This is a genomic window from Janthinobacterium tructae (assembly GCF_006517255.1).
Taxonomy (GTDB): Bacteria; Pseudomonadota; Gammaproteobacteria; order Burkholderiales; family Burkholderiaceae_D; genus Janthinobacterium; species Janthinobacterium tructae.
The window spans coordinates 3,991,762-4,018,330 of sequence record NZ_CP041185.1; the positions used below are offsets into that span (position 1 = coordinate 3,991,762).

At 62.3% G+C, this 26,569-nt stretch carries 19 protein-coding genes; 7 read left to right on the top strand and 12 right to left on the bottom strand.

Features of this window, described 5'->3' with window-relative positions; all coding sequences use genetic code 11:
• Positions 1-163: 163 nt before the first annotated feature.
• The 5 genes from FJQ89_RS17490 to FJQ89_RS17510 all read right to left on the bottom strand — a co-directional run bounded on the left by FJQ89_RS17490 (position 164) and on the right by FJQ89_RS17510 (position 7,938).
• The gene (locus tag FJQ89_RS17490; RefSeq protein WP_218968380.1) at positions 164-2,425 is read right to left on the bottom strand and encodes a YgiQ family radical SAM protein; all 2,262 of its coding nucleotides are present in this window, start codon (positions 2,423-2,425) and stop codon (positions 164-166) included.
• Positions 2,426-2,783: 358 nt separating this feature from the next.
• On the bottom strand, positions 2,784-3,062 hold the full coding sequence (locus FJQ89_RS17495; protein WP_099411273.1) for a DUF4404 family protein: 279 nt from the start codon (positions 3,060-3,062) through the stop codon (positions 2,784-2,786).
• 11 nt (positions 3,063-3,073) lie between these two features.
• Entirely contained in the window at positions 3,074-3,286 is a 213-nt protein-coding gene (locus tag FJQ89_RS17500) for a VF530 family protein (protein WP_070219603.1), read from the bottom strand.
• A 109-nt stretch (positions 3,287-3,395) separates the two neighbouring features.
• Positions 3,396-5,540: a M3 family metallopeptidase gene (locus tag FJQ89_RS17505; protein WP_141171088.1), complete on the bottom strand. Its 2,145-nt coding sequence runs from the start codon at positions 5,538-5,540 to the stop codon at positions 3,396-3,398.
• 238 nt (positions 5,541-5,778) lie between these two features.
• A complete protein-coding gene (locus tag FJQ89_RS17510; protein WP_243136103.1) occupies positions 5,779-7,938 on the bottom strand; it encodes a M3 family metallopeptidase in 2,160 nt (719 codons plus the stop codon).
• A 247-nt stretch (positions 7,939-8,185) separates the two neighbouring features.
• On the opposite strand from FJQ89_RS17510, the gene FJQ89_RS17515 reads away from it, so the two are divergent.
• Positions 8,186-8,557: a DUF6404 family protein gene (locus tag FJQ89_RS17515; protein WP_141171089.1), complete on the top strand. Its 372-nt coding sequence runs from the start codon at positions 8,186-8,188 to the stop codon at positions 8,555-8,557.
• Positions 8,558-8,574: 17 nt separating this feature from the next.
• On the opposite strand, the gene FJQ89_RS17520 is transcribed toward FJQ89_RS17515, so the two are convergent.
• Positions 8,575-8,793 (bottom strand): SlyX family protein, encoded by a 219-nt coding sequence (locus FJQ89_RS17520; protein WP_046683207.1) that lies wholly within the window; start codon positions 8,791-8,793, stop codon positions 8,575-8,577.
• Between the two features lie 248 nt (positions 8,794-9,041).
• Between FJQ89_RS17520 and FJQ89_RS17525 the strand changes: the two genes are divergently transcribed.
• On the top strand, positions 9,042-9,392 hold the full coding sequence (locus tag FJQ89_RS17525; RefSeq protein WP_243136579.1) for a type II toxin-antitoxin system RelE/ParE family toxin: 351 nt from the start codon (positions 9,042-9,044) through the stop codon (positions 9,390-9,392).
• On the top strand, positions 9,322-9,678 hold the full coding sequence (locus FJQ89_RS17530) for an addiction module antidote protein (protein WP_141171090.1): 357 nt from the start codon (positions 9,322-9,324) through the stop codon (positions 9,676-9,678). The genes FJQ89_RS17525 and FJQ89_RS17530 overlap by 71 nt, the downstream gene beginning before the upstream one ends.
• 7 nt (positions 9,679-9,685) lie before the next feature.
• Here the strand turns inward: FJQ89_RS17530 and FJQ89_RS17535 are convergent, their stop codons facing one another.
• Positions 9,686-11,746 (bottom strand): UvrD-helicase domain-containing protein, encoded by a 2,061-nt coding sequence (locus tag FJQ89_RS17535; RefSeq protein ID WP_101483210.1) that lies wholly within the window; start codon positions 11,744-11,746, stop codon positions 9,686-9,688.
• A gap of 209 nt (positions 11,747-11,955) precedes the next feature.
• Between FJQ89_RS17535 and FJQ89_RS17540 the strand changes: the two genes are divergently transcribed.
• Positions 11,956-12,441 carry an SRPBCC family protein gene (locus FJQ89_RS17540; protein WP_071075013.1) on the top strand — a complete coding sequence of 162 codons (486 nt, stop codon included), beginning with the start codon at positions 11,956-11,958 and terminating at the stop codon, positions 12,439-12,441.
• Positions 12,442-12,450: 9 nt separating this feature from the next.
• On the opposite strand, the gene FJQ89_RS17545 is transcribed toward FJQ89_RS17540, so the two are convergent.
• Together FJQ89_RS17545 and FJQ89_RS17550 are read right to left on the bottom strand one after the other, a co-directional pair.
• Positions 12,451-13,572: an HD-GYP domain-containing protein gene (locus FJQ89_RS17545; RefSeq protein ID WP_243136104.1), complete on the bottom strand. Its 1,122-nt coding sequence runs from the start codon at positions 13,570-13,572 to the stop codon at positions 12,451-12,453.
• 163 nt (positions 13,573-13,735) lie between these two features.
• Positions 13,736-15,184 carry a dihydrolipoyl dehydrogenase gene (locus FJQ89_RS17550; protein ID WP_141171091.1) on the bottom strand — a complete coding sequence of 483 codons (1,449 nt, stop codon included), beginning with the start codon at positions 15,182-15,184 and terminating at the stop codon, positions 13,736-13,738.
• Positions 15,185-15,313: 129 nt separating this feature from the next.
• Between FJQ89_RS17550 and FJQ89_RS17555 the strand changes: the two genes are divergently transcribed.
• Positions 15,314-16,204, top strand: coding sequence for an ArgP/LysG family DNA-binding transcriptional regulator (locus FJQ89_RS17555; RefSeq protein WP_141171092.1), 891 nt, complete (start codon positions 15,314-15,316; stop codon positions 16,202-16,204).
• 14 nt (positions 16,205-16,218) lie between these two features.
• On the opposite strand, the gene FJQ89_RS17560 is transcribed toward FJQ89_RS17555, so the two are convergent.
• The 3 genes from FJQ89_RS17560 to hemE form a co-directional block, all read right to left on the bottom strand.
• On the bottom strand, positions 16,219-18,276 hold the full coding sequence (locus tag FJQ89_RS17560; protein WP_141171093.1) for a primosomal protein N': 2,058 nt from the start codon (positions 18,274-18,276) through the stop codon (positions 16,219-16,221).
• Between the two features lie 265 nt (positions 18,277-18,541).
• Positions 18,542-18,928, bottom strand: coding sequence for a hypothetical protein (locus FJQ89_RS17565; RefSeq protein ID WP_141171094.1), 387 nt, complete (start codon positions 18,926-18,928; stop codon positions 18,542-18,544).
• A gap of 187 nt (positions 18,929-19,115) precedes the next feature.
• Positions 19,116-20,201, bottom strand: a complete 1,086-nt coding sequence (hemE, locus tag FJQ89_RS17570) for a uroporphyrinogen decarboxylase (RefSeq protein WP_071075009.1) — start codon at positions 20,199-20,201, stop codon at positions 19,116-19,118.
• 201 nt (positions 20,202-20,402) lie between these two features.
• On the opposite strand from hemE, the gene FJQ89_RS17575 reads away from it, so the two are divergent.
• Positions 20,403-22,346, top strand: coding sequence for a dipeptidyl-peptidase 5 (locus tag FJQ89_RS17575; RefSeq protein WP_141171095.1), 1,944 nt, complete (start codon positions 20,403-20,405; stop codon positions 22,344-22,346).
• Positions 22,343-26,524 (top strand): DEAD/DEAH box helicase, encoded by a 4,182-nt coding sequence (locus tag FJQ89_RS17580; RefSeq protein WP_141171096.1) that lies wholly within the window; start codon positions 22,343-22,345, stop codon positions 26,522-26,524. Before FJQ89_RS17575 ends, FJQ89_RS17580 begins: the two co-directional genes overlap by 4 nt.
• Positions 26,525-26,569: the final 45 nt, after the last annotated feature.

Sequence of the window (26,569 nt, forward strand, 5' to 3'; positions counted from 1 at the left end):
AAAATTGCCTTTTGCTCTATTCAAATTTTAAATATTGGTAAAAATCCTGCCGCCAAGGAGATCTCGCGCACCACCTTGGTGCACGGAAAGCAAAAAACCCGGCAACGCAGTGTGCGTTGCCGGGTTTTCAGGCGATGCCCGAAGGCCGAAGGCCTAAGGCAGCTTACTTGCGCCCGCCGCGTGCTGGCGCGGCATGGCCGCCCTTGGCCGGTGGCTTGCTGCCACGGCCCATCGGCACGGCGGCCGGCTTGGCCTTCGTCTTGATGGTCGACAAGATCGAGGGCCGTACCTTCGACTCGGCAGCCGATGCTTTCGGCGCCGCTGCCGTGCCGCCCAGGGCGATGCGGTTCTTGCCCGGCGTGACCTTGAACTTGTCCGGCGTGCCGGCACCATGCGTCTGGCGGCTGCGTTCGCCTGCGGCCAGGCCGCCCGACTCGGACGAGGTCCAGGCAGGAATCAAGTGCTTGTCGCCATTGCCGATCAAATCGCCACGGCCCATGTTGACCAGCGCTTCGCGCAAAATCGGCCAGTTGGCCGGGTCCTGGTAGCGCAGGAAAGCCTTGTGCGTGCGGCGGATCTTGCCGCTGCGCGCCGTTTCCACCACTTCCGAGTCAGCCGTGACCTTACGCAAAGGATTCTTGCGTGTGTGATACATGGTCGTGGCCATGGCCATCGGCGTGGGCATGAAGGTTTGCACCTGGTCCAGCTTGAAATTGTTTTTCTTCAGCCACAGGGCCAAATTGAGCATGTCCAGGTCCGTCGTGCCCGGATGGGCGGCAATGAAGTACGGGATCAAATACTGCTTCTTGCCCGCTTCCAGCGAGAAACGGTCGAACATTTCCTTGAACTCGTCATACGCACCGATGCCGGGCTTCATCATCTTCGACAAAGTGCCCTCTTCCGTGTGCTCGGGCGCAATTTTCAAGAGGCCGCCGACGTGGTGCGTCACCAACTCTTTGACGTATTCGGGCGAACGCACGGCCAGGTCGTAGCGCAAGCCCGAGCTGATCAGCACTTTCTTGATGCCGGGAATGGCGCGCGCCTTGCGATACAGGGAAATGAGCTTGCTGTGGTCCGTGCCCAGGTTGACGCAGATCGATGGGTACACGCAGGACAGGCGGCGGCACGACACTTCGATCTCTTTGTCCTTGCAAGCGAGGCGGTACATATTCGCCGTCGGACCACCCATATCGGAAATGGTACCCGTAAAGCCTTTGGTTTTATCGCGGATATGCTCGATTTCGCGCAGGATCGACGGTTCCGAACGGCTCTGGATAATGCGGCCTTCATGCTCGGTGATCGAACAGAAGGTGCAGCCGCCGAAGCAGCCGCGCATGATGTTGACGGAAAAACGGATCATTTCCCAGGCGGGAATGTGCGCCTTGCCATAGCTCGGGTGCGGCGCGCGCGCGTAATTCATGTCATACACGCCATCCATCTCGTCCATGGCCAGCGGCAGCGGCGGCGGATTGAGCCACACGTCGCGTTCGCCGTGCGCCTGCACCATGGCGCGCGCATTGCCGGGATTCGATTCCAGGTGGAACACGCGCGAGGCATGCGCATACATCACCGGGTCATCCTTGACGACGTCGTAGGCGGGCAGACGCACGACCGTCTTGTCGTGCTTTTCCTTGGCCATGGCCAGGCGCTCTTCGCGGCTCATGATGCGGATCGGCTTGATGACTTCGGCCGATTTCGAGGCATTTTCCGTGGCGCAGGCGGTCTTGTCTTCCTGCACCATCTCATACGGGCTGTAGTGCGGATCGACCTTGCCGGGCACGTCGACGCGGGTGGAATTGTGCACGCCCCAGTCGTCGCCGGGCAGCCAGCCGGCCGGCACCATGAAGGCCGTGCCGCGCAAGTCGCGGATATCCTTGATGGCTTCGCCGGCAGCCAGACGGTGCGTCAGGTCGACCAGCGCCCGTTCGGCATTGCCGAAAATCAGCAGATCGGCCTTGGAATCGGGCAAGACAGAACGGCGGACCTTGTCCGACCAGTAATCGTAATGGGCGATGCGGCGCAGCGACGCTTCGATGCTGCCGATGACCACCGGCACGTCGGGATACGCTTCGCGCGCGCGCTGGGCGTACACGGTGACGGCGCGGTCCGGGCGTTTATTCGGTTCGGCATTCGCCGTGTAGGCATCGTCGGAGCGGATCTTGCGGTCGGCCGTGTACTGGTTGACCATGGAATCCATGTTGCCGGCCGTAATGCCGTAATACAAACGCGGCTTGCCGAGGATGCGGAAGGCGTCGGCGGACAGCCAGTCGGGCTGGCTGATGATGCCGACGCGGTAGCCTTGCGCTTCGAGCAGGCGGCCAACCAGGGCCATGCCGAAACTCGGATGGTCGATGTAGGCGTCGCCCGTGACGAGGATGACGTCGCACTGGTCCCAGCCCAGCGCGTCCATCTCGGCACGCGACATCGGCAGGAAAGGCGCCACGGCAGCGCGGGCAGACCGCTTGGGAACGGTCGCGAATAAATTGGTAGGGGAGCTCATAGGGTACGGATTGTACCGGAATTGGCCATTTCCAACCTGGCGGCCTGATTTTTACTGTTGGATTTCAGTACAAAAAACGTTTATTTTTCAATCACTTGGGAAATTCCCATCGAGAAATTGTGACTGAGGAGCAGTTTTTATCATTGCATCAACATCGTCTCGGCGCCTCTCAAAACCGTAGCGAGCAAGCTCAATGCCGGGTTGAGTAGCGGAGAACCGTACGAAGGTACGGTGAGCAACGGATGCCCGGCAGTGGGCTGCGCAGTAGGTTTTCAGAGGTGCATCAGATACCCATATTGGCTAGAATCTCACCCAACTCCCGCAGCGCCGGCTCCAGTTTCGGATGCTTGACGGCGAACTTGGCCGACAATTCCTGGCTGCGCTCGGCCAGGCCATAGGTGGTCGACTCTTCTTCCTGTTCCTGCGCGGCGCGCTTTTCCATCAGCAACTTGATGTCAACATCGAGTTTTTGCAGCAAACCATGCAGCTCTTCATCGACGGGGCCGCTGGTTGCTAGTGTCGAATGCAGTTGTTGCAGCGATTCCTTGAGTTTGCTATCCATGTTTTTTCCTGTCAGTCCGTAAATTGCGTGTCCAGGAACAATTGTTCCACCTTGCTCCTGGCCCACGGGGTCTTGCGCAAAAACTTCAGGCTCGACTTGATGCTGGGATCGCTGATGAAGCAATTGATATCGATGTGCTTGGCCAAGCCGTCCCAACCGTAGTGGGCGTGCAGGCGCGTCACGATACCTTCCAGGGTAATGCCATTCAAATCTTGCTGACTCATATACTCTTTCGACTGCCTACTTATTTACATCTTACTCAATTCTACGCCGTCGGCACAGAAAGCTTGCGTGCGCCATGTCAACGCAACGCAAGCTTCTGATGAGGACGGATTACTTGGCGTTCAAGCCGCGGCGTTCCAGCAATGGTTCCACTGTAGCATCGCGACCACGGAAGTCACGGAACAGTTGCAGCGCATCGACGCTGCCGCCGCGCGACAGCAATTTGCTGCGGAACCAGTCGCCATTCTTGCGCGTCAGGCCGCCGTTTTCCTTGAACCAGTTGACCGATTCCGCGTCCAGCTTTTCCGACCACAGGTAGGCGTAATAGGCCGCCGAGTAGCCGCCCGAGAAGCTGTGCGAGAAGTAGCTGGTGCGGTAGCGCGGCGGTACGGGCGCGTAGTCGACGCCCGCGTCTTTCAGCGATGCCGCTTCAAAGGCCAGCACGTCGGTCGGAATCTGCGCTGGCGCCAGTTGGTGCCAGCGCTGGTCCAGCAGGGCCGCCGACAGGTATTCGGTGGTCATGAAGCCCTGGTTGAATTTCTTCGCCGCCGTGACTTTATCGAGCAATTCCTGCGGCATGGCCGCGCCGCTCTGGTAGTGCTTGGCGTAATTTTGCAGCACTTCCGGCCAGACGGCCCACATTTCATTGACTTGCGATGGATACTCGACGAAGTCGCTCGGCACGCTGGTGCCGGCAAAGCGCGGGTATTTCACGTTCGAAAACATGCCGTGCAGCGCATGGCCGAATTCGTGGAACATGGTCGTCACTTCATCGAACGTCAGCAAGGTCGGCTGACCGGCCGGCGGCTTCGGAATATTCAACTGGTTGGCGACCACGGGATGCGTGCCCATCAACATTGACTGCGACACGTATTCATTCATCCACGCGCCGCCATGCTTGTTGCCGCGCGCATAGAAGTCGGCGATGAACAGGGCCAGCGGCTTGCCGTTGGCGTCCAGCACGTCGTACACGCGCACGTCCGGGTTGTATACCGGTAGATCAGTACGCTGTTTGAAGCTGATGCCATACAGTTTATTGGCGGCAAAGAAGACGCCATTGTTCAGCACGCTGTTGAGTTCCAGGTACGGCTTCAGCTCGTTTTCATCAAAATTGAAACGCTGCTTGCGCAGCTTGTCCGTGTAGATGGCCCAGTCGGCCGCCGCTACCTGGAAGCCGCCCTTTTCCGCATCGACCACTTGCTGCAGGTCGGCCGCTTCGCGGCGCGCGTTGGCGACGGCCGGTTTGGCCAGTTCCGACAGCAGGGTGTTGACGGCGGTTGTCGTCTTGGCCGTCTGGTCTTCCAGCGAATACGCGGCGTAATTGGCGTAACCGAGCAAGGTGGCCCGTTCGGCGCGCAGTTTGGCCAGCTTCAGCACGATGGCGCGGTTGTCGAACTCGCCGCCCTGGCTGCCCCGGTTCAGCGACGCATCCATCAAACGCTGGCGTGTCTTGCGATCCGTCAATACGGCCAATGGCGGCTGGCCGCTGGTGTTGACCAGGGCGATGAGGAACTTGCCCGTCAAGCCGCGTTCCTTGGCGGCAGCGGCGGCCGTATCGATATCGCTGTCCGTCATGCCTGCCAGTTCGGCGCGCGTGTCGACGACGATGCTCTTGGCATTCGTTTCCTTCAGCACGTTTTGTGCGAAGGCCGTTTCCAGGCCCGCCTGCTCGGCGTTGTAGGCTTTCAATTTTTCCTTGTCCGCATCGGACAGCTTGGCGCCGGCGCGCACGAAATCCGTGTGATAACGTTCCAGCAGACGCAAGGATTCGGCATCGAGGCCCAGCTTGTCGCGCTTGGCGTACAGGGTGTCGATGCGGGCAAACAGTTTCGGATTCAGGGTGATCGCGTCGCCATGCGCGGCCAGCTTGGGCGACACATCCACTTCCACCGCTTCCAGCACGGCATTGGTATTGGTCGAGGTCATGTTGCTGAAGATGCTTTGCACGCGGTGCAGCAGCTGCCCAGTGCGCTCGAGGGCCACGATGGTGTTTTCAAACGTGGGCGCCTGACGGTTGTTGGCAATCGCGTTGACTTCGGCCAGCTGACGTTTCATGCCTTCGGCAAACGCCGGCGCGTAGTGCGCATCCTTGATCAGACCGAACTGCGGCATCTGGAATGGCAGCGGGCTGACTTTCAACAGGGGATTCTGGGCGCTGATGGCGGCGGCAGGTGCAGCGGCGGCGGCCAGGGCGGATGGAGCGGCGTGGGCCAGCATGACGCTGGCGGCGATGACGAGCAGTTGTGGACGGATCATGACATCTTTCAGGAAGCGCGGGGAAGAACCGCGATCGCGTCGCGGGCCAGTGGCAGATCATAGCAGCCTGTCACACAGGCGTCATCCAACATGGGTGATCCTGTGGTGCATCGAGCAAAATGCGCGGTTTACCACGGTTTGCAATCAACATCGCCAAATAAAAAAGGCTGCCAATCGCCAGGCAGCCTTTTTCATTGACCCGGCTTTGACGCCGGAATGACGCGGTTTACTTGGCGACTTATTTGCCGTTCAGGCCACGGCGTTGCAGCAGCGGCTCGATCTTCGCATCGCGGCCGCGGAAGTTGCGGTAGATGTCGAGCGCATCGGCGCTGCCGCCGCGTGACAGCAACTTGGCTCTGAACCAGTCGCCGTTCTTGCGCGTCAAACCGCCGTTTTCCTTGAACCACTCGACCGTATCGGCATCGAGCTTTTCCGACCACAGATACGCGTAGTAGCCGGCCGAATAGCCGCCCGCGAACGCGTGCGAGAAATACGTGGTGCGGTAGCGTGGCGGCGCCGGCGCGAAATCGACGCCGGCCTGCGTCAAGGCGGTTTTTTCAAACGCCAGCACGTCGGTGGGGATCTGTGCCGGGGTCAGCTGGTGCCAGCGCTGGTCCAGCAGGGCCGATGCCAGGTATTCCGTGGTTTTATAGCCCTGGTTGAAATTGTCGGCCGCCGTCACTTTGGCCAGCAGCTCGGCCGGGATGGCCGCGCCCGTCTGGTAGTGCTTGGCGTAGTTTTGCAGCACTTCCGGCCACAGCGCCCACATTTCATTGACTTGCGACGGGTATTCGACGAAGTCGCGCGGCACGCTGGTGCCGGCGAAACGCGGGTATTTCACGTTCGAAAACATGCCGTGCAGCGCATGGCCGAATTCGTGGAACATGGTGTTGACTTCGTCAAACGTCATCAGGGTCGGCTGGCCCGCTTCCGGCTTTGGAATGTTGAGGTTATTCGCAATCACCGGCTTGCGGTTCAGCAAGCCCGACTGACCCACGTAGGCATTCGCCCAGGCGCCGCCGCGCTTGTTGCTGCGCGCGTAAGGGTCCAGCGTAAAGATGGCCAGCTGCGTGCCGTCTTCATTGAAGACGTCGTACACCAGCATGTCGGCCGTGTAGACGGGCAAGTCGGTGCGCTGCTTGAAAGTGAGGCCGTACAACTTGCCAGCGGCAAAGAACACGCCCTTGGTCAGCACGCTGTGCATTTCAAAGTACGGTTTCAGCTGATTTTCATCGAAGTTGTAGCGTTCGGCGCGTACCTTGTCGCTATAGAAGGCCCAGTCGGCAGCGCCCACCTTGAAGCCGCCTTTGCCTGCATCGATGACCTTCTGGATATCGTCCGCTTCACGCCGCGCATTGACGACGGCCGGCTTCGCCAGCTCGCCCAGCAGCGCGTTCACGGCGGTGGTGTCGTGCGCCGTCTGGTCTTCCAGCGAATACGCCGCGTAGTTCGGGTAGCCCATCAGCGCGGCACGTTCGGCGCGCAGTTTTGCCAGTTCCAGCACTTCGGCGGTATTGTCAAACTCGCCGCCACGGCTGCCGCGCGCTTGCGAGGCGGCCATGATGCGTTCGCGCACGGCGCGGTTGGTCAGCAGCGACAGCGGCGCCTGGCCCGTCGTGTTGACGAGGGCGATCACGTATTTGCCGTCCAGGCCGCGTTTCTTGGCCAGGCCGGCGGCCACTTCGATGGCGGCCGGCGACAGGCCGTCGAGTTCTTCGCGCGTATCGACGACGACAGCCGAGGCGTTCAATTCCTTCAGTACATTTTGCGCGAACTTGGTCGACAGGGCCGCCAGCTGGCCGTTGTAGGCGCGCAGCTTTTGCTTGTCCGCCGCCGACAGCTTGGCGCCCGCGCGTACAAAATCGGTGTGATAGCGTTCCAGCAAACGCTTCGATTCCGCATCGAGGCCCAGCTTGTCGCGCTTGGCGTACAGGCTGTCGATGCGCTTGAACAACTTGTCGTTGAGCATGACCGCGTCGCTGTGGGCCGCCATTTTCGGCGCCAGTTCGCGCTCCAGGCCCTGGATCGTCTCATTCGTGTTCGAGCCGGACATCACGGAAAACACGGTGCGCACGCGGCTCAGCAGCTGGCCCGAACGTTCCATGGCGACGATGGTGTTGTCGAACGTGGCCGCTTTCGGGTTATTCGCAATCGCGTTGATTTCCGCCAGGTTGGCGGCCATGCCTGCCGTAAAGGCGGGGGCGTAGTCGGCGTCCTGCACCTTGTCGAACGGCGGATAGTGAAATGGCAGGCTGCTCGCTTGCGCAAACGGATTCGAGGCAGGCAAGGCGGCGGCCGCGGTAACGGCAGTGGTGGGCGCGGTGGTGGCGGCAAAAGCGGCGGCGGCTGGTGCCAGCATCAGGCTGGCGGCGATGACGAGCATTGTTGGACGGGTCATGTCTTCTTTCAAGAAACGCAAGAGAGCCGCGATTGTGTCGCGGGCCAGCCTGAAATAATAACAGCCTGACACACTTGCGTCACCCGCAACTACTGATGGTAGCGATACGCCCATACATGAAAGGTTTTCACGCCCGACTCTCCAGACATGCACGCCAATACGGCAGCTCCTCTGCCTCCCCATGAGAAATATCAATGCTCAGCTGACCTGTATGGCATATAGTATCCATTCGGCAACCGGAGAATCCATGAGCTTTGAGCACCGCAAGACACGCGCCCTGGAACTGTTGAGCAACACGGGCATGGCCCGCAGCCACTATGCGCCGCCGCTGATACGCCTGTTGTGGAAGGCCGGCGTGCCCGTTCCGCCGCCGCATTTCCAGTCCTTCCTGCGTGCCGCGCTCGGCATGGGACTCTGGTTCGGCATGTTCTGGGGCCTGATCATGTGGATTTTTTTCTGGTCGCGGCCCGATGCCGCCACCCCATTATCGCCCTTGGCGGCGCTAGTGGCGGCCTGCGCGGCAGGCAGCCTGTTTGGCATCGCCATGGCCAGCGTCTATGCCCGCGACCGGCGCAAGCACCAGTTGCCGGCATGGACCGCGCTGGACGAGCAGCGGTAACCAGGCAATTTCCTTGATTAATAATGCGGCGGGCGCTCGTTCACCAGTCCGCCATTCGCCTGCTGCGCCCCGTCGCGCACGTGCTCGCCCAGCTTGTGCAGCATCGCTTCCAATTGATCGATGCGCTTGCCCTGCTGGTACACCATCTGGTTCAGCGACTCGACCAGGTCTTCCTGCTGCGCCAGCTTGATTTCGATATCGACGAAACGTATTTCCATCTGTTCTGCATTGTCCATGGTGCTCTCGGTGATTCCTGACTGAAAGCGGCATTCTACCGCCGCAGCGGCGTGCGCCAGCACAAACCTCGTCCATTCCCCATCGGTCAGGTGGCCATTTCTGCCTATTCTTCCCTGATGGCTGAATCAAACCGCTTGAGGAATGAGAACAAACGATTACACTGGACGTATCCACCTTGCCTGACCTGATCGACACGCGCAAGACGGCCGAATACCGGCGCTGGGAAGACTCCCTGCATGACGTGGCGGTGGCCGCCATCGATGCGCGCATCAAGCATTTGCAGCACGGTGGCGACTGGCGGCCAGTAGGCGAAGGCGTGTGCGAGCTGCGCTTTTTACAGACGGGACCTGGCTGGCGCGTGTATTTTCACGAAACGAATCGGGGCACCCTGATCTTGATGCTGTTGGGTGGAAACAAATCGAGCCAGCAACGCGACATCAGGCAGGCGCAAGCGATCCTCAGGGACTTGAAAGCCCGGCAGGCGGCCCTGAAGAGAGGGCGGCGGCATCCACAGGAGCACGAAAGAAATGAACCAGGACATCCATCACGACACCTTCGACCTCGACGACCTGGAAGCCTTAGGCCTGAGCAAATTTGACCCGACGCAACACCTGACCAGCAAGGCCGCCGTGGCCGCCTACATGAGCGAAATCGTCGCCACCGGCAACGCCGAACTGTTCCAGTCGGCCATGAACGACGTGGTGCGTGCCTACGGCATGGGCAAGGTGGCGGCCCGGGCCGACATCACGCGCGAAGGTGCATATAAAGCCTTGCGCGAAGGTAGCAAACCGCGCTTCGAAACCATTTTGAAGATGCTCGATGCGCTGGGCATGCAGCTGGCCATCGTGCCAAAAACCACGCCGGACGGCGCCGTGGAAGCCTGAACGCCGCTTACACTTTCGGCGTGGCCAGCAAGGCCTTCATACGCGCCAGACGTTCTTTCGGCGAAATGATTTCCGACTCCGTCGGCACGGCGTCGCCCACGTCAAGTTGCATTTCCTTGATGAAACGCGACGGGTCGCAATGAACTTGCTCGCCCGCCCGCTTGCGCTTCTTGCACCAGGTGACGTGCAAGGTGCGCTGGGCGCGCGTGATGCCCACATACATCAGGCGGCGCTCTTCCTGGATGCGTGCGGCGATGGTTTCGGCCGGTGCATCGGGGTCGCCCTTGTGCGGCAAAATGCCCTCTTCCACACCGACCAGAAACACGTGCGGGAATTCCAGACCCTTTGACGCGTGCAGGGTGGACATGCGCACGGCATCCTGCTCTTCGTCCTTGCCTTCGAGCATGGTCATCAGGGCCACCATCTGCGTCAATTCCAGCACGTTCTTTTCTTCGCCGTCGCGGTCCTTGCCGCCCCGGCCCCGTTCCTTCAGCCAATTGACGAATTCCAGCACGTTCTGCCACTTGCTTTGCGCTTGCCGTTCCTCGAAGGCATCGTACAAATACGATTCGTAGTGGATTTCCTTCATCATGTCGTCCAGCACTTCGGCCGCGTTGTCGCCGCTGCCGGCCGCGCCGGGACGGCTGGCGCGCGATTCGAGGTCGTTGATGAAGTTGCAGAAGTCGCGTAGCGGCCCCAGTTGGCGGTCCGTCAGCTTGGCCTCGATACCGCCTTTAAAGACGGCCTGGAACAGCGAGCACTGCCACTGCCCCGAAAACGCGCCCAGCACTTCCAGCGTCGACTGGCCCACGCCACGGCGCGGCGTCGTCACGGCGCGGATGAAAGCCGGGTCGTCGTCTTCGTTCGCCAGCAAACGCAGATAGCTGATGATGTCCTTGATCTCGGCCTTGTCGAAGAAGCTCTGGCCACCGGAGATCGTGTACGGAATGCGCTCCTTGCGCAGACACTGCTCGATGATGCGCGCCTGGTGATTGCCCCGGTACAAAATCGCATAATCTGAAAACTTGTTCTTGCGTTCAAAATGGTCAGCCGAAATCATAATGGCGACCTGCTCCGCCTCCTGCTCGTCCGTCTGCATGCCCAGCACCTTGATCGGCTCGCCCAGGCCATGTTCCGACCACAGCGACTTTTCAAACAGTTTCGGATTGTTGCCGATGACGGCATTGGCCGCGTTCAGCACGCGCATGGTGGAGCGGTAATTCTGCTCCAGTTTGATGACGCGCAAGTCGGGGAAATCCGTCTCCAGCGTCTTCAGGTTTTCCACGGTGGCGCCGCGCCAGGCATAAATGGCCTGGTCGTCGTCGCCCACGGCCGTAAACATCGGCTTCTTGCCGATGCCCGTCACCATCAGTTTCACCAGTTCGTACTGGCAGGTATTCGTATCCTGGTATTCATCGACGAGCAGGTAGCGCAGGCGGCGCTGCCACTTGTCGCGCACGGGACCGTTGTTGCGGAACAGTTCCACCGGCAAGCGGATCAGATCGTCGAAATCGACGGCCTGGTAGGCGGAGAGCGTCGCCACATAGCTGCGGTAAATGCGCGCCGCGTTCGCTTCGTCCTCATCCTTGGCTTGCGCCAGCGCCATGTCCGGGTCGATCAGGCCGTTTTTCCACAAAGACATGGCATTTTGGATGCCGCGTATCACCTGTTTATCGGTGGTAATGGCAAGGTCTTGCACGAGGGAAAAACAGTCGTCGCTGTCCATGATGGAAAAGCGGTCTTTCAGTCCGACGCCATTGGCTTCCTGGCGCAGGATTTTCACGCCCAGCGAGTGGAAAGTCGACACCGTCAGCTGCTTGGCCTGGCGTGGTTGCTTCAACAGTTTGGCGATGCGCTCCTGCATTTCCAGCGCCGCCTTGTTGGTAAAAGTCAGCGCGGCGATGGTGCGCGGGTCATAGCCCCGGTCTTCGATCAGATGGGCGATCTTTTGCGTGATCACGCGCGTCTTGCCCGAACCGGCGCCCGCCAGCACCAGGCAAGGGCCGTCGAGGTAGGTAACCGCTTCGCTTTGGGGCGCATTCAGACCGAACTGTGGTGCTTTGGACATCAAGGTATTTCCGCAGGGAACAGCAGCCCATTGTAACAGCGTCGCGCGCCCCATTTGCACGGCAAGATCTGCATGAAAAACAGGCAATGGCATTGATATCTCGCCCTGTGCCGCCATCTTGGCCCATGCCATGCGTGCGGCGATGTCAGCGCTGGAGTACCATTCCGCCTATATCGCGCGTGCGCGCCCACTTATCGAATGACAGTCCCATGAAATTTGAACATCTGATTGAAATCAACGATCCGCTCAACCCGCTGATCGACACCTTGAGCCTGGAACAAGTCTGGCGCGGCCTGGTCTTGCGCGCCGAGTCGCCCAGGCTGTTCGTGCCGCACCTGGACGAGTGCCAGATCAGCGAGCGCAGCGACGCCGGTTTCGCGCGCAGCCTGCGCTATGGCGAGCTGGTCATCAACGACAGGGTGGTGCTGATCCCGCAACTGCAGGTGCGCTACGAAGTGCCGGCGCAACAGGATATCAGCGCGTCTTCGCTGGTGATGACCATCGAGATGCCCGATGAAGCGAGCCTGTGGGTGCGCTTCCAGTATGACGACGGCCACGACGCGGCCACCGATGCGGCCAACGCCCTGTACGACGACTTCCGCCGCTCCGCCTACAAGGAGTCCGACATCGATACGGTGCGCATCATGCGCGAGCTGGCGCTCGAAGGGCGGCTGGATGCGGGTCTGCTGAATTAACCTCCCGCGCTAAATTCGTGCGCTGCTGCCCCACAGCTGGTCGGGGCGAAACTGCAGCCCCGCCTGCTCCGCGCTCAGCACTTCGCGGATGGCGTGCAGGTCCACGCGCGTGTCGCGGCGCAGCGGCACGTCCAGGCGCGCGCCGCGCGGGCCGATCAGCGATTGCACGTGGGGCGTGGTGGCATTCAAGCCCTTGCGCGTGACGACGCCGATTTCCCCGTTCAGCAGTCTGACGAAGGTGCCGACCGGGTAGATGCCCAGCTCGCGCACCAGCAGCGAGGCCAGCGGCGCATCCAGCGTGGCCTTGTCGGCCATCAGCATTTCACGCAGGGCCACGTTCGGCAGCAGGGGCTGGCGATAGCTGCGCCTTGACACGCGCGCGCAATAGCGGTCGGCCAGCATGATCAGGCGCGCGCCGATACCGATCGCCTCGCCTTGCGTGCCCAGCGGATAGCCGCTGCCATCGATATTTTCATGGTGCTGCAGCACGGCCTGCAGCCAAACGGCGTCCGTCACGCCGGCAGCACGCAGCAAGTCGACACCCGCTTGCGGATGGGCGCGCAAATAGGCGCGTTCCTGCGCATCCAGCGGGCCCGCCTTGTGCTGGAAATCCGCATGGCGTTCCAGCATGCCCACATTCATGCTCAGCGCCGCCAGCAGCACGCTGCGGATCACACCATCATCGAGTTTCAGGGCGCGCACCAGCAAGGCCGTGATGACGGCCGTGTCGACGCTGTGGCGCACGGCAAAGTCGCCTGCGCCCTGGTTGTGCAGGATGCAGGCCAGCGCGACGTCGGCGTCCAGTACCACCGCCTCTTCCACCAGTTGCGCCAGCGGCGCCAGGGACGCGTGGCTGCCCGCCTGCCCGGCCGCGATGGCCGGCAAGACGAGGGCCAGGCCCGCCGTGACAAGGTTCAGCATGCGCAGGGCCGACGGCGCTTCCGTGGCAGTGCGCGGCACATCGGCACTGGTATCGGCGATGACGCCGCGCGCCAGCAGCAATGCGATCTGGTTCTCGCTGCTGATGACGTGGCCCAGCCTGGCCAGCAAGCTGCCCGTCTCGTCATGCACGTCCCAGGGCAGAGCCACGCCCAAGGCGAGTTCTCCCGCATAAATGCGCCGAATTTTCACATCGTCTCCGTCATCGCTAGCCGCCACCCTTTTTATCATCGGGAAGTCGTGGGCATGAACCAATTGAAATGTTTTTTGCTTTTAATCAATATTCCAATATGGCAACGATGATCGCGCAATCATGTGCGCTTGTCTACAAAATTGTGTAAATATCAAAATTGCATCAGACGCCAGGCGAGCAATCGGCGCAGCCGGGCACATGTTCCGGGTCTTTTTCCAGGTGCAGCGCCAGCTCGCGCAAGGCCGTGCGCACGCCTTCCTCGATGACGGGGTGGTAAAACGGCATGTCGAGCATGGCCGGCACCGTCAGCTGTGCCTGGCATGCCCAGGCCAGCAAATGGCTCAGGTGTTCCGCCCGTGGACCGATCAGCTCGGCGCCGAGAAAGCGCTTGCTGCCGAACTCCGCATACACGCGCAGCAAGCCCTGGTTTTGCAGCATCACGCGGCTGCGGCCCTGGTTGCCGAACGACACGGCACCGACGGCAAAGCGGCCCGCGTGGCTCAAGCACAGTTGCTGGTAGGTGGCGCCCAAGGTGGCGATCTGCGGCTCCGTGAAGGCGATCGCCAGCGGCGTGCGGCGCAAGCCAGGTTTGACGTCAGGAAAGCGCGCTGCATTCTCCCCGGCGATGCGACCCTCGTCGGCCGCTTCGGGCAGCAGCGGCATGGCATTGTCGGCATCGCCGGCGATGAAGATGGCACTCTTGCCGCACTGCATGGTGTGCCGGTCATGCAGAGGAATGCCGTGGCGGTCGAGTTCGATTTGCGCCGTGTCCAGGCCGATCTGGTCCACGTTCGGACGGCGGCCGATGGCGGCCAGCAGATACTCGAACTGCTCGGTTTTTTCCGTGCCCGCGCCATCGCGGCTGGTCAGCACGATGCCGCTGCCATCCGGTGTTTTTTCCACGTGCGCCACCGTGGTCTGGAAGCGAATGTCGAGTTCGCGCGCCAGCACGGCGCCCGCCTCGCGCAGCACCAGCGGGTCCGTCAGCTGCGCGACTTTATTGCCGCGCGCAAACAGGGTCACGCGCACGCCCAGGCGGGCCAGCGCCTGGCCCAGCTCCAGCCCGATGACGCCGCTGCCGACCACGGCGACCGATTGCGGCAAGTCCGTCCATTCGAACACGGCGTCACTGGTGATGACTCTGTCGCCCGCCGCCTGCCACTCGGGCGGCACGATGGGCGTGGAACCGGTGGCAATCACCACGCTGGCAGCCTCGACGAGGGTGTGTTCATCCACCTGCAATGTGCCGGGGGACATAAAACGCGCATGGCCGCGCAGTTTTTCTTCCTCGGGGATGGCGTTGACGCCGTCGAGCACGAAACCGACAAAGCGGTCGCGCTCGCTGCGCACCCGGCTCATCACTTGCTGGCCATCGATGCGCACGGGGCCAGGATGCACGCCAAAAGCGGGCGCGGCAGCCACCGCATGGGCCGCCTCGGCCGCCGCGATCAAGAGTTTGCTGGGCATGCAGCCCACGCGCGCGCAGGTCGTGCCGTACGGCCCGCTTTCGATCATCAGCACGCGCTTGCCCTGCATGCGCGCCGCCTTGTGCGCCGTCATGCCGGCCGTGCCGCTGCCGATCACGGCCACATCCACTTGTATCGTCTTCATGGTGCTGTCCATCCCACTGAGGTTGCTCACAGCGTTCGATACTACCCGTTTGCCGAAAATAAGGTTTTACTTTGCTGCAATATATGTATTAGTATAACTAATCATTTTTAAAATTTATAAGCTGAGCTAATGGGATCACTCGATTATCGCGCGCTGGCCGTGCTGGACGCCGTGGCCAGCCACGGCAGTTTCGACAAGGCCGCCCTGGCGCTGGGCATCACCCAGTCGGCCGTCTCGCAGCGCATCAAAGCGCTGGAAGACGCCAGCGGGCGCCTGCTGATCATCCGTGGCCAGCCAGCCGTGCCGACGGGCCTGGGCCAGCGCCTGATCGTGCATCACCGCAACGTCAAGCTGATGGAAGCGTCGCTCGACATCGACCTGGGCAACAGCGTCAGCATGCCGGAAATCGCCATCGCCATCGATGCCGACAGCCTGGCCACCTGGTTCCCCGACACTTTATACGCCCTGCTAGCGCCGCCGCGCTGCCAGCTCGACGTGCGCCTGGCCGACAGCGACAGCGCCTTGCAGATGGTGCGCGACGGCTCCGTGTTTGGCTGCGTGGCGGCCGAGTCCGGCACAGCACTGGACGCGGCGGCGGCCACCAGCGTCACGCCGCTGGGCATGCTGCGCTATGTCTGCGTGGCCACGCCCGTGTTTGCGGGCCACTGGTTCGGCGATGGTTTCAGTGCCGAGGCGGTGCAGCTGGCGCCGGCCGTGGTGGGCCAGCACGGCTTGCTGGCACGTTTCCTTGCTGAAAAATTGAGCATGCGTGAACCGTTTCCGCACCACACCTTACCGGTGGAAACGGCGCGCCGCGGCTGCGTCCTGGATGGCCTGGCCTACGGCCTGATGCCGCAGCGCCTGGCCGCGCCAGCGCTGGCGACGGAGCGCCTCGTGGATCTGCTGCCGGGCAGCACGCTGGACGTACCGCTGAGCTGGCATGCCTGGACCCTGGACACGCCATTTACCAAGCTGCTGTCCGAGCAGATCGTCAAGTCGGCGCGCGACTATCTGAACTAATTCAGTGAATTAACTTAAATATCGAGCGGGTCCACTTCCAGCGACCATTTCACGCGCGACTTCATGGCGCGCAGCTCACTTAACCATTCTTTTAAAAACGCCTGCAGGGCCGGCCGCGAGGGCGATTCCAGCAGCAGCTGGGCGCGGTCCACGTTGTAGACGCGCGTCATGCTCATGGGAATTGGGTCATTGATGGTCACTTGCGGGTGCGCCATGCACTCCTTGGCCGCCTGCAGGAACTCGATGGCCGTGGCCAGCTCGGGCGCCTCGGCGCGCAGCAGGGCCTGGAACAGATACGGCGGCAACGCCGCCTGCGCCCGCTCTTCCAGCAGGGTGGTGGCGAAATGGTCGTAATCGTGGTTGACGACGGCGTCATACAGCGGATGGCGCGCATAGCGCGTCTGGATCAGCACCTCACTGACGCTGCCCCCTTCCGTCTGCGCGGCCCGCCCGGCGCGGCCCGCCACCTGCATGAGCTGGGCGAACAGGCGTTCGCTGGCCCGGTAATCCTGTGAAAACAGGGCCGTGTCCGGATTCAAAATGCCGACCAAGGTCAGCTTTTTGAAATCGTGGCCCTTGGCCACCATCTGCGTGCCGATCAGAATATCCACTTCGCCCCGGTGCACGGTGTCGAATGCTTCCTGCGCGCTGCCCTTCTTGCGCGTGGAATCGGCATCGATGCGCAAGATGCGCGCCTCTGGAAACAATTGCTGCAAACCTTCTTCCACCCGCTGCGTGCCGCGTCCCAGCGGCTGCAAATCGACGTTGCCGCAGGTGGGGCAATGGCGGGGAATGCGCAATTCCAGGCTGCAATGGTGGCAGCGCAGCCGGTGTTCGGGCTTGTGCAGCACCATGAACGAGGTGCAGCGCGTGCAATTGCTGATCCAGCCGCACGATTCACAACAGATCACGGGCGAATAGCCGCGCCGGTTCAAAAACAGCAGCGACTGCTCACCGCGCTCCATGCGCAGTTTCAAGGCGGCCACCAGATGCGAGGTCAGGCCATCTTTCGGCTTGTCGCGCTCCATGTCGAGGATCTTGACGCGCGGCAACACCGCATTCTTGACAGCCCGCTCGCGCAGTTCCAGCTTGCGGTAGCGCCCCGTCTGCGCGTGGTGCCAGCTTTCCAGCGAGGGCGTGGCCGAGCCCAGCACGATGGGAATCTGCAATTGCCAGGCGCGCCACACGGCCAGGTCGCGCGCCGAATAGCGCAAGCCTTCCTGCTGCTTGTAGGACGGGTCGTGCTCCTCGTCGATGACGATTAGTTTTAATTTCGGCAAGGACGCCAGGATAGCCAGCCGCGTGCCGAGCACGATGCGCGCCTGGCCCTGGTGGGCGGCCAGCCAGTGCAGCATGCGCTCGCCTTCGGACAGGCTGCTGTGCAGGGTGGCTAGCATGACGCCGGGAAAGCGCGCGCGGATATTGCCTTCCAGTTGGGGCGTCAGGTTAATTTCCGGCACCAGGATCAGGATTTGCGCATCGTCCTCGCGCGCCAGCACCTGGGCGCAGGCTTGCAGATACACTTCCGTCTTGCCGCTGCCCGTCACGCCGTACAGCAAGGTCGGCTTGAAACCCCGGGCGCCGCCGATGGCATCGGCCGCTTCCTGCTGGGCGGCATTCAGGGCCGGCATGTTCAGCGGCGTGCCATCGTGCGCATCGGCCAGCTTGGCCAGCTTCTTGATGGCGCGGTCCAGTGCCACGGTGGTGAGCACGCGCAGATTCTTCGGTAAGCCCGGCAGCGCCACCTCGCCCAGCGGACGCTGGTAGTAATCGGCGGCGAAGGCGGCCAGCGCCAGCCACTGCTCCGACAGCGGCGCCAGCTGGCTGCGCACGGCCAGCACGTCCTTCAATTTTGCGGCGGGCACGTCGGTACTGTCGGACACGCCGACGATCAGCCCCATCACCTCGCGCCGGCCGAACGGCACCAGCGCCAGTTGCCCCACTTGCGGCAGCGGCACGTCCGCGCCGGCGTCCGCATCCGCCGCCGCGTTCCAGCGATAGTCGAACAGGGCGTTCAGGGGCGTGTCGAGCGCGATTTTCAGGATGCACGACGTCAAAATGCACTGCGACATGGGGTTTGGCCTATCTAAATAAAAACCGCGCGGCAGGGTCAATCGCGCGGCGGGAGGTCAGGCATCAAGCCAGCGGGCCATGATACTTGTTTCGTCCGTCAAACGCCTAACAGCAGGCAGCACAGCGTGTCATCATGCCTGAAGAAAATTCTGTGGATAACTTTGTGGACAAAGCAAAATTAACTTTCATAAAAATGTGGACAGAAAATTTTGATCGCCGTCAAGAGGGGCACGCAAGAAAAATTAAGTATTTAAAATCAATGACTTAAAAATTGATCCCCGGAAGGCGATAAATCCGTGGGGCATTTCCGCCGCTGTGCATAACTGAACCATTTCTGATTTTTTTGTACAGGAATAAGCACCGTTTTGATGCATGCCCTGCGCAAAAATCTCCACCATATGCGGCAAAGTTGACAATTGCCGGGCAAGCGTTCGGTTTTACCCGCAGGGCGGCGAAACATTGTTGAATGATCATGCAGTGCAACATGCACTTCAGGTGAAACCTGAACATCGACGCTAAGTATCGGATAACAAAATACTTTTCAATTTTATCCACAGAATCTGTTGATAACTTTGTGGACAATGAAGGAATAAGGCTGGCGAACGGAAGAATAACCTTATCAATTGCAACAAAGTCCGCCAGGCAAGGCATTTTTTATTTCTTAATAATCAAGTACTTGCAGAGCATCCCCGGGCATGGCTTTTCAACTGCCTCTTATTTCCGCAGCAAAAAAAATTGTGCATAAGTCGGTATTTCTTGCTAAGACGCAGCAAAGAAAAAGGCAGGCTTTCGCTGGAAAGCCTGCCTCTCTACCCCTGTGCCAGGGGAATGCGCTTGTTTACTGGCCGCTGCGCATGGCACGGCTCATGCTGTGCACGGCTTCCACCATGGCTGCCACCGATTCCGGCGGCGTGAACTGGGAAATACCATGGCCCAGGTTGAACACGTGACCCGTGCCTGCCGATGGCGCGCCAAAAGCGTTAAGCACTTTCGCCACTTCGGCGCGGATCTGCTCCGGGCTGGCGAACAGGATGGCCGGGTCGAGGTTGCCCTGCAAGCCCACTTTATGGCCGACCAGCTGGCGCGCGCGCGTCAGGTTGACGGTCCAGTCCAGGCCCACGGCATCGGCGCCGATGTCGGCGATCTGCTCGATCCACTGGCCGCCGCCCTTGGTAAACACGATGGCGGGAATCTTCACGCCATCCTTGTCGCGTTTCAGCTGCGCCACCACTTGCTGCATGTAGGCCAGCGAGAATTCCTGGTAGGCGCCATCGGCCAGCGCACCGCCCCAGGAATCGAAAATCATCACGGCTTGCGCGCCGGCATCAATTTGCGCGTTCAGGTACTGCGCCACGGACGTGGCATTGATGGCCAGGATGTGGTGCATCAGGTCCGGGCGGTTGTACAGCATCTTCTTGATGGTATGGAACTCTTTCGAGCCGCCGCCTTCCACCATGTAGCACGCCAGGGTCCACGGGCTGCCGGAAAAACCGATCAGCGGCACGCGGCCATTGAGTTCCGTGCGGATTTGCGTGACGGCCTTGAAAACGTAGTCGAGCGACTCCAGGTCCGGCACTTGCAAGGCCTTCACATCCTGCTCCGTGCGCAGCGGACGCTCGAACTTCGGACCTTCGCCATCGGCGAAATACAGGCCCAGGCCCATCGCGTCAGGCACCGTCAGGATGTCGGAAAACAGGATGGCCGCGTCGAGCGGGAAGCGCTCCAGAGGCTGCAAGGTCACTTCGGTGGCGTAATCGGGATTCTTTGCCAGGCCCAGGAAGGAGCCGGCCCGCTCGCGCGTGGCGCGGTATTCGGGCAGGTAGCGGCCCGCCTGGCGCATCAGCCAGACAGGGGTGTGCTCGGTCGGCTGGCGCAACAGGGCGCGCAGGAAAGTATCATTCTGGAGCGGAGCAAATTGTGGCATGGCAGGCAATCGAGCTTGGAGAAGCGGTATTATCGCATCCAATCGCCAGCAAATCATTGATTCAGGTGCCGCTTTGCAGCATTTGCCACGCACAGCGATGACTTTCGTTGTGCCGGCCCTTCCTTTATGATGATGCACGCCGCCGCGCTGCCTGACGCCGCCTGGAGGCCCCCCCCCTTTCCACCACGACACGGAGCCCGCATGACCTCGACCGCATCCAGCACCCCTTATGGCATCTGGCCATCGCCGATCAGCGCGGCCATCGTCGCCGCTGGCGCCTCGCCGCTGACGCAGCTGGCCCTGGGCGGGGCGGATGGCGCCGACGTGTTCTGGCTGGCCGGGCGCGCCAGCGAGGCGGGCCGCAACACCCTGCTGCGCCAGCGCGGCGCGCGGGTCGATGAACTCACGCCGGCGCCCTTCAATGTGCGCACCCGCGTGCATGAATACGGCGGCGGCGCGTATGCCGTGGCCGGCGATACCGTGTATTTTTCGCATTTCGCCGACAATTGCCTGTACCGCGTGACCGGCGACGCCGCGCCGGAAGCGTTGACCACGGGTGGCAACACGCGCCACGCGGACTTCGTCGTCGATGCGGCCCGTGCCCGCCTGATCGCCGTGCGCGAGCAGCATCCGACAGAAGGGCACGCGCATCCGGAAAACTGCCTGGCCGCCGTCGGCTTCGACGGACACGCTACGGTGCTGGCGCGCGGCCACGACTTTTATGCGGCGCCGCGTTTGTCGCCGGATGGCAGCCAGCTGGCCTGGATCAGCTGGGACCACCCGCGCCTGCCGTGGCAAGGCACGGAACTGTGGCTGGCCGACGTGCACGCGGACGGCAGCCTGGGGTCGCCACGCCTGATCGCCGGCGGCGCGCGCGAGTCGATTTGCCAGCCGGAATGGTCGCCGAACGGCTTGCTGCACTTCGTTTCCGACAGCAGCGGCTGGTGGAATTTATACCGCCTGCATGGCGCCGACATCGAGGCGCTGTGCCCGATGGAAGCGGAATTTGCCACGCCGCACTGGACCTTCGGCGCCAGCATGTACGGTTTTCTGTCCGACGACGAGATCGTCTGCACGTATATCCAGGCCGGTATCAGCTACCTGGCGCAATTGAATGTGGCCGAGGCGAAACTGGAGCCGATTCCCCACCCGTACCAGGAAATCCGCGAACTGCGCGTGGGCTCCGGCTTCGTCGCGTTGCTCGGCGGCAGCCCCACCATCGCGCTGGAACTGGCGCGCATCGACCTGTCGAACCACGAACTGGAAGTGCTGGCGCAATCGATCGCGCAATTGCCCGCGCTGGCTTACCTGTCCGTGCCGCGCAGCTTGAGCTTTTCTAGCAGCAACGGCCGCACGGCCTACGCCTTCTTTTATGCGCCCACCAATGGCGACGTGCAGGCGCCCGCAGGCACATTACCGCCCGTCATCGTCATCAGCCATGGCGGCCCCACCAGCATGGCCAGCAATACCTTGAAACTGGCGACGCAGTACTGGACCAGCCGCGGCATCGGCGTGCTCGACGTCAACTATGGCGGCAGCAGCGGTTTCGGCCGCGAATACCGCGACGCGCTGCGCGGGCAGTGGGGCATCGTCGACGTGGAAGACTGCATCGCCGGCGCCCGTTACCTGGCCGCCAACGGCCTGGCCGACCCCGAACGCCTGATCGTGCGCGGCGGCAGCGCGGGCGGCCTGACGACCCTGTGCGCGCTGACCTTCCACGATGTCTTCAAGGCCGGCGCCAGTTACTACGGCGTGTCCGACCTGAAGGGCCTGGACGACGATTCGCACAAGTTCGAATCGCGCTATACAGATTATCTGATCGCCCCCCAGCCGCAGGCCGAAGCGCTGTACCGCGAGCGCTCGCCCATCCACCACACGGATAAGCTGTCGCGCCCGATGATCTTCTTCCAGGGCCTCGATGACAAGGTGGTGCCGCCACAGCAGTCGCAACAGATGGTCGACGCCCTGCAGGCGCGCGGCGTACCCGTCGCGTATGTGCCACTGGAAGGCGAGGGACACGGCTTCCGCAGGGCGGAAAACATCGTGCGCACCTTGGAGGCGGAACTGTATTTCTACCAGCGCGTGTTCGGCCTGCCCGTGGCGGCCGGCGAGCCGCCCGTGCAGATTGCCAATTTGCCCGCATGACCGATCCGCATCTCGACCAGCTCCTGCTTGACGAATTCGCTGCCCTGGAGCAGCACGAACGGATGATCCTGGCCCTGCTGGCCATTGCGGGCGAGCCGGTGGGCAAGCATGCCGTGTATGAACACTTGCAGCGCGCCAATATCGTCGAGCCGGACGGCACGCCGTTTGCCCTGCTCACCGTCACGGGCATGCTGCAGCATTTGACGCGGCACGCGCTGGCGTCCGAGGTGGTGGGACGCGGCTATGCCTGCGAAGCCAAGCTGCGCTGGCCCGCCATGCGCGCGGCCATCGAACACCTGGCGTTCCGCGACCTATGCCAGGCCATCGAAACCATCAACCCCGTGCGCCGCAACTGGGATGGCTATGTGGAATTGCGCAGCTACCGGCAAGGCGTGGCGCGCCTGCGCATCGCCCTCTTGCGCAACGACGAAGTGCGCCAGGTGGCGGCCATCCTGGCCGCCTGCATGGCCTGCTATGAAGCGCAGCAGCTGCATCCGCTGATCGAGATTTTCGGCCGCCCGTTCGAGCCGGAGATGCTGTCTTTCGTCATGCCGCAACTGCAGGATGACATCCTCGCCGTGCTGCTGGGCAACGCCCCGCGCGAGCCGGCCACGGCGCACGCCATCCGCAGCTACGCGCGCGCGCACCACGCGCGCCAGGTGGCGGCCGGCGACCATATCGGCGCCGCCCTGCCGCTGGCCCTGGCCGAGGATGCCCTGCTGTGCGGCGAACTCGACGCCGCCGCGCGCTACCTGGCAGGCCAGCAGGGGCCGCAGGCGCTGTTTGTCGACAGCAGCATCGCCCTGTTGCGCGGAGAACACGCGCACGCCGTGGCGGGCTTTGACACGGCCCTGAAAGGACTGCGCAAGGAGGCGGGCAAGCGCAAGCTGTGCTTTACGGGCATCGGCGGCCACCTGTACGTGCTGGCCCTGCTGCGCGGCAACGACGCCAAGCTGCTGAAAAGCGCGGAAACCTATCTCGATATCGCGCTGCATGCGCAGCCGAACCACGACAGCATCGTCTACCAGCAGTTGAATACCTTGCGCCTGGTGCGTGCCGGCGTCATGCTGGCGGAAAGCATCCCCACGCGCAGCTGGGAAACGGGACTGCAGGCGCAGCTGTTCCAGGCCTTGCTGTACTACTGGCTGGCGCTGCCGCAATTGAGCGAACGCAAGGATCAATTGCGCCTGCTGGTGCAGCAAGCCGACGCAGCCGGCTACGACCTGATCGCCGCGCAGGCGGCCGGCTTGCTGGGCTTGCTGGGCGAGCCGCAGCAGGAGCGCTATGCCACGTCCAAGCGTGCGCAGCATGGCTTGACGGACATGACGCCGTGGTTCGAGCGCCAGGAAGCGTGGCAGCGCCAGCTGAGCGCGCTGATCAACCTGCAGCAGAACGCACCTGCCGAAGCCATCGGCAGCGTCTCGCGCCTGGTGTGGCTGGTGGCGTTCGACCCGCGTTTCGGCCTGACGGCCGTGGAAGTGCGCGAGCAGAAACGCGACGCGCGCGGTGGCTGGAGCAAGGGCCGCGCCATGGGCCTCAAACGCCTGGCAGAGGAAGCGGGCGACATCGATTTCCTCACGCCGCAAGACGCCCGCGCGGCAGGCAGCATCGCACCGTTCAAACAATATTATTCGTCGGCACCGCGCTATGAAATCGAGCTGGACAAGGCCGCTATCTTGCTGGTGGGCCACCCGCTGGTGTTCTGGCTCGACCATCCTGACACGCGCGTGGAACTGATCGCCGGCGCGCCCGAGCTGCTGATCAAGTCGCACGAGGGGCAGCTGTGGCTGGGCATGCAGCCGCCATTACCCGACAACGGCGGCAGCGTCGTGGTGCAGCGCGAAACGCCGACGCGCCTGCGCGTGGTGCACATCCTCGACGAGCACCGGCGCATCGGCGCCATCGTGGGCCTGGGACTGTCCGTACCGCTGCATGCGGAAAAACAGGTGATGCAGGCGATCGGCGCCATTTCATCGATGGTCACCGTGCAATCGGATATCGGCGGTGGCGCCGGCGACGCGGAAGTCATCACGGCCGACCACCGCCTGCACGTGCACCTGCTGCCGTATCAGCAAGGTTTGAAAATGCAGATTTTAGTGCGCCCCCTGCTCGACAACGGCGCCTATTACGCGCCCGGCAGCGGTGCCGAAAGCGTGTTTGCCGACGTGGCGGGCCGGGCCGTGCAAGCGCGGCGCGACCTGAACGGGGAACGCGAAGCGCAGCGCCAGCTGATCGGAAAATGCCTGGTGCTGGAAGAGGCGGAAGAGGAACACGGCGAGTGGCTGCTGGGCCAGCCTGCGCTGGGCCTGCAACTGCTGGTGGAGCTGCAGGCGCTCGATCCCGCTGGCATCGTTCTGGCGTGGCCCGAAGGCGAAACCATGCGCGTGTCGAAACGCATCGACAGCGGCCAGATGCGCTTGAATATCAAGAGCGAAAAAGACTGGTTTGCCGCCAGCGGCGAAGTGCAGATCGATGAAGACAAGGTGATGGATTTGCGCGCCCTGCTCGACTTGATGCAGAACAATAAAAGCCGCTTCGTGGCCCTGGGCGACAACCAGTTCCTGGCCCTCAGCGACGAATTGCACCGCCGCCTTTCCGAGCTGGCCGCATATGGCGAAGCGCATGCCGATGGCGTGCACATCCACCCGCTGGCCGCCTTCGCGCTGGAAGAACTGGCCAACGATGCGGGCGGCGTAAAAGCCGACAAACTCTGGCGCGAACACTTGCTGCGCCTGCGCGCCCTCGACGACTATCAGCCGCAGCTGCCCAGCACCCTGCAGGCGGACTTGCGCGACTACCAGCTGGCCGGCTACGCATGGCTGGCGCGCCTGGCGCACTGGGGCGTGGGCGCCTGCCTGGCCGACGACATGGGACTCGGCAAGACCTTGCAGGCGCTGGCGCTGATCCTGGCGCGCGCGCCCAACGGCCCCACCCTGGTGGTGGCGCCCACGTCCGTGTGCATGAACTGGATCAGCGAAGCGCAGCGTTTTGCGCCCACCTTGAAGGTCAAGCTGTTCGGCAGCGGTGACCGGGCCGACATGCTCGATACCTTGCAACCGTTCGACGTGGTGGTGGCCAGCTATGGCTTGCTGCAGCAGGAAGCGACCCTGTTTGCCGGCGTACGCTGGCATACCATCGTGCTCGACGAAGCGCAGGCGATCAAGAATGGCGCCACCAAGCGCTCGCAAGCCGTGATGGCCTTGCAAGGGGACTTCCGCATGCTGGCCAGCGGCACGCCGCTGGAAAACCACCTGGGTGAATTGTGGAATCTGTTCCGCTTCATCAACCCCGGTTTGCTGGGCACTCTCGACCAGTTTAATTTGCGCTTCGCCGGGCCGATTGAGAAAGATCAGGACAAGCGGGCGGCGGCCGGCGCGCGCTTGCGGCTGCGCCGTCTGATCGCACCGTTCATCTTGCGCCGCACGAAGACGCAAGTGCTGTCGGAGTTGCCGTCGCGCACGGAAATCGTGCTGGAAGTGGAATTGTCGCCGCAGGAAACGGCGCTGTACGAATCGTTGCGCCGCGAAGCGCTGGAAAAGCTGGCCATGGTAGAAGGGCCGGCGTCGAAGAAAGCCATCCAGATCCTGGCCGAAATCATGAAGCTGCGCCGCGCCTGCTGCAATCCGCAACTGGTGGCGCCGGAACTGGGCCTGGCCAGCAGCAAGCTGGCGGCCTTCGCCGAGCTGCTGTCGGGCTTGCTGGAAAACCGCCACAAGGTGCTCGTCTTCAGCCAGTTCGTCGACCATCTGACCCTGATCCGCCAGCACCTGGAACAGCATGGCGTCAGCTATCAGTATCTCGACGGCAGCACGCCCATGCAGGAGCGCAAGCGCCGCGTCGATGCCTTCCAGGCGGGCGAAGGCGATGTTTTCCTGATCAGCCTGAAAGCGGGCGGCATGGGCATCAACCTGACGGCGGCCGATTACGTGATCCACATGGATCCGTGGTGGAATCCGGCCGTGGAAGACCAGGCCTCGGACCGCGCCCACCGCATGGGGCAATTGCGTCCCGTCACGATTTACCGCCTGGTGGCGAAACACACGATCGAGGAAGGCATCGTCGAATTGCACCAGCATAAGCGCGACCTGGCCGACAGTCTGTTGGAAGGCAGCGACGCGGCCGCGCGCATGTCGGCCAGCGACATGCTGGGCATGCTGCAGGAGGGGTTGAAGCAATGAGATTGAAAAAATGCGCGGCGCCACCGCGTTCCATGCGATGATCGT

What these genes read in the sequence shown, in the direction of transcription:
- FJQ89_RS17490 (WP_218968380.1), bottom strand. Translation starts at nt 2,425, where the DNA reads ATGTCGCGTGCCGAGATGGACGCGCTGGGCTGGGACCAGTGCGACGTC.
- FJQ89_RS17495 (WP_099411273.1), bottom strand. Translation starts at nt 3,062, where the DNA reads ATGGATAGCAAACTCAAGGAATCGCTGCAACAACTGCATTCGACACTA.
- FJQ89_RS17500 (WP_070219603.1), bottom strand. Translation starts at nt 3,286, where the DNA reads ATGAGTCAGCAAGATTTGAATGGCATTACCCTGGAAGGTATCGTGACG.
- FJQ89_RS17505 (WP_141171088.1), bottom strand. Translation starts at nt 5,540, where the DNA reads ATGATCCGTCCACAACTGCTCGTCATCGCCGCCAGCGTCATGCTGGCC.
- FJQ89_RS17510 (WP_243136103.1), bottom strand. Translation starts at nt 7,938, where the DNA reads ATGACCCGTCCAACAATGCTCGTCATCGCCGCCAGCCTGATGCTGGCA.
- FJQ89_RS17515 (WP_141171089.1), top strand. Translation starts at nt 8,186, where the DNA reads ATGAGCTTTGAGCACCGCAAGACACGCGCCCTGGAACTGTTGAGCAAC.
- FJQ89_RS17520 (WP_046683207.1), bottom strand. Translation starts at nt 8,793, where the DNA reads ATGGACAATGCAGAACAGATGGAAATACGTTTCGTCGATATCGAAATC.
- FJQ89_RS17530 (WP_141171090.1), top strand. Translation starts at nt 9,322, where the DNA reads ATGAACCAGGACATCCATCACGACACCTTCGACCTCGACGACCTGGAA.
- FJQ89_RS17535 (WP_101483210.1), bottom strand. Translation starts at nt 11,746, where the DNA reads ATGTCCAAAGCACCACAGTTCGGTCTGAATGCGCCCCAAAGCGAAGCG.
- FJQ89_RS17540 (WP_071075013.1), top strand. Translation starts at nt 11,956, where the DNA reads ATGAAATTTGAACATCTGATTGAAATCAACGATCCGCTCAACCCGCTG.
- FJQ89_RS17550 (WP_141171091.1), bottom strand. Translation starts at nt 15,184, where the DNA reads ATGAAGACGATACAAGTGGATGTGGCCGTGATCGGCAGCGGCACGGCC.
- FJQ89_RS17555 (WP_141171092.1), top strand. Translation starts at nt 15,314, where the DNA reads ATGGGATCACTCGATTATCGCGCGCTGGCCGTGCTGGACGCCGTGGCC.
- FJQ89_RS17560 (WP_141171093.1), bottom strand. Translation starts at nt 18,276, where the DNA reads ATGTCGCAGTGCATTTTGACGTCGTGCATCCTGAAAATCGCGCTCGAC.
- FJQ89_RS17565 (WP_141171094.1), bottom strand. Translation starts at nt 18,928, where the DNA reads ATGCCTTGCCTGGCGGACTTTGTTGCAATTGATAAGGTTATTCTTCCG.
- hemE (WP_071075009.1), bottom strand. Translation starts at nt 20,201, where the DNA reads ATGCCACAATTTGCTCCGCTCCAGAATGATACTTTCCTGCGCGCCCTG.
- FJQ89_RS17575 (WP_141171095.1), top strand. Translation starts at nt 20,403, where the DNA reads ATGACCTCGACCGCATCCAGCACCCCTTATGGCATCTGGCCATCGCCG.
- FJQ89_RS17580 (WP_141171096.1), top strand. Translation starts at nt 22,343, where the DNA reads ATGACCGATCCGCATCTCGACCAGCTCCTGCTTGACGAATTCGCTGCC.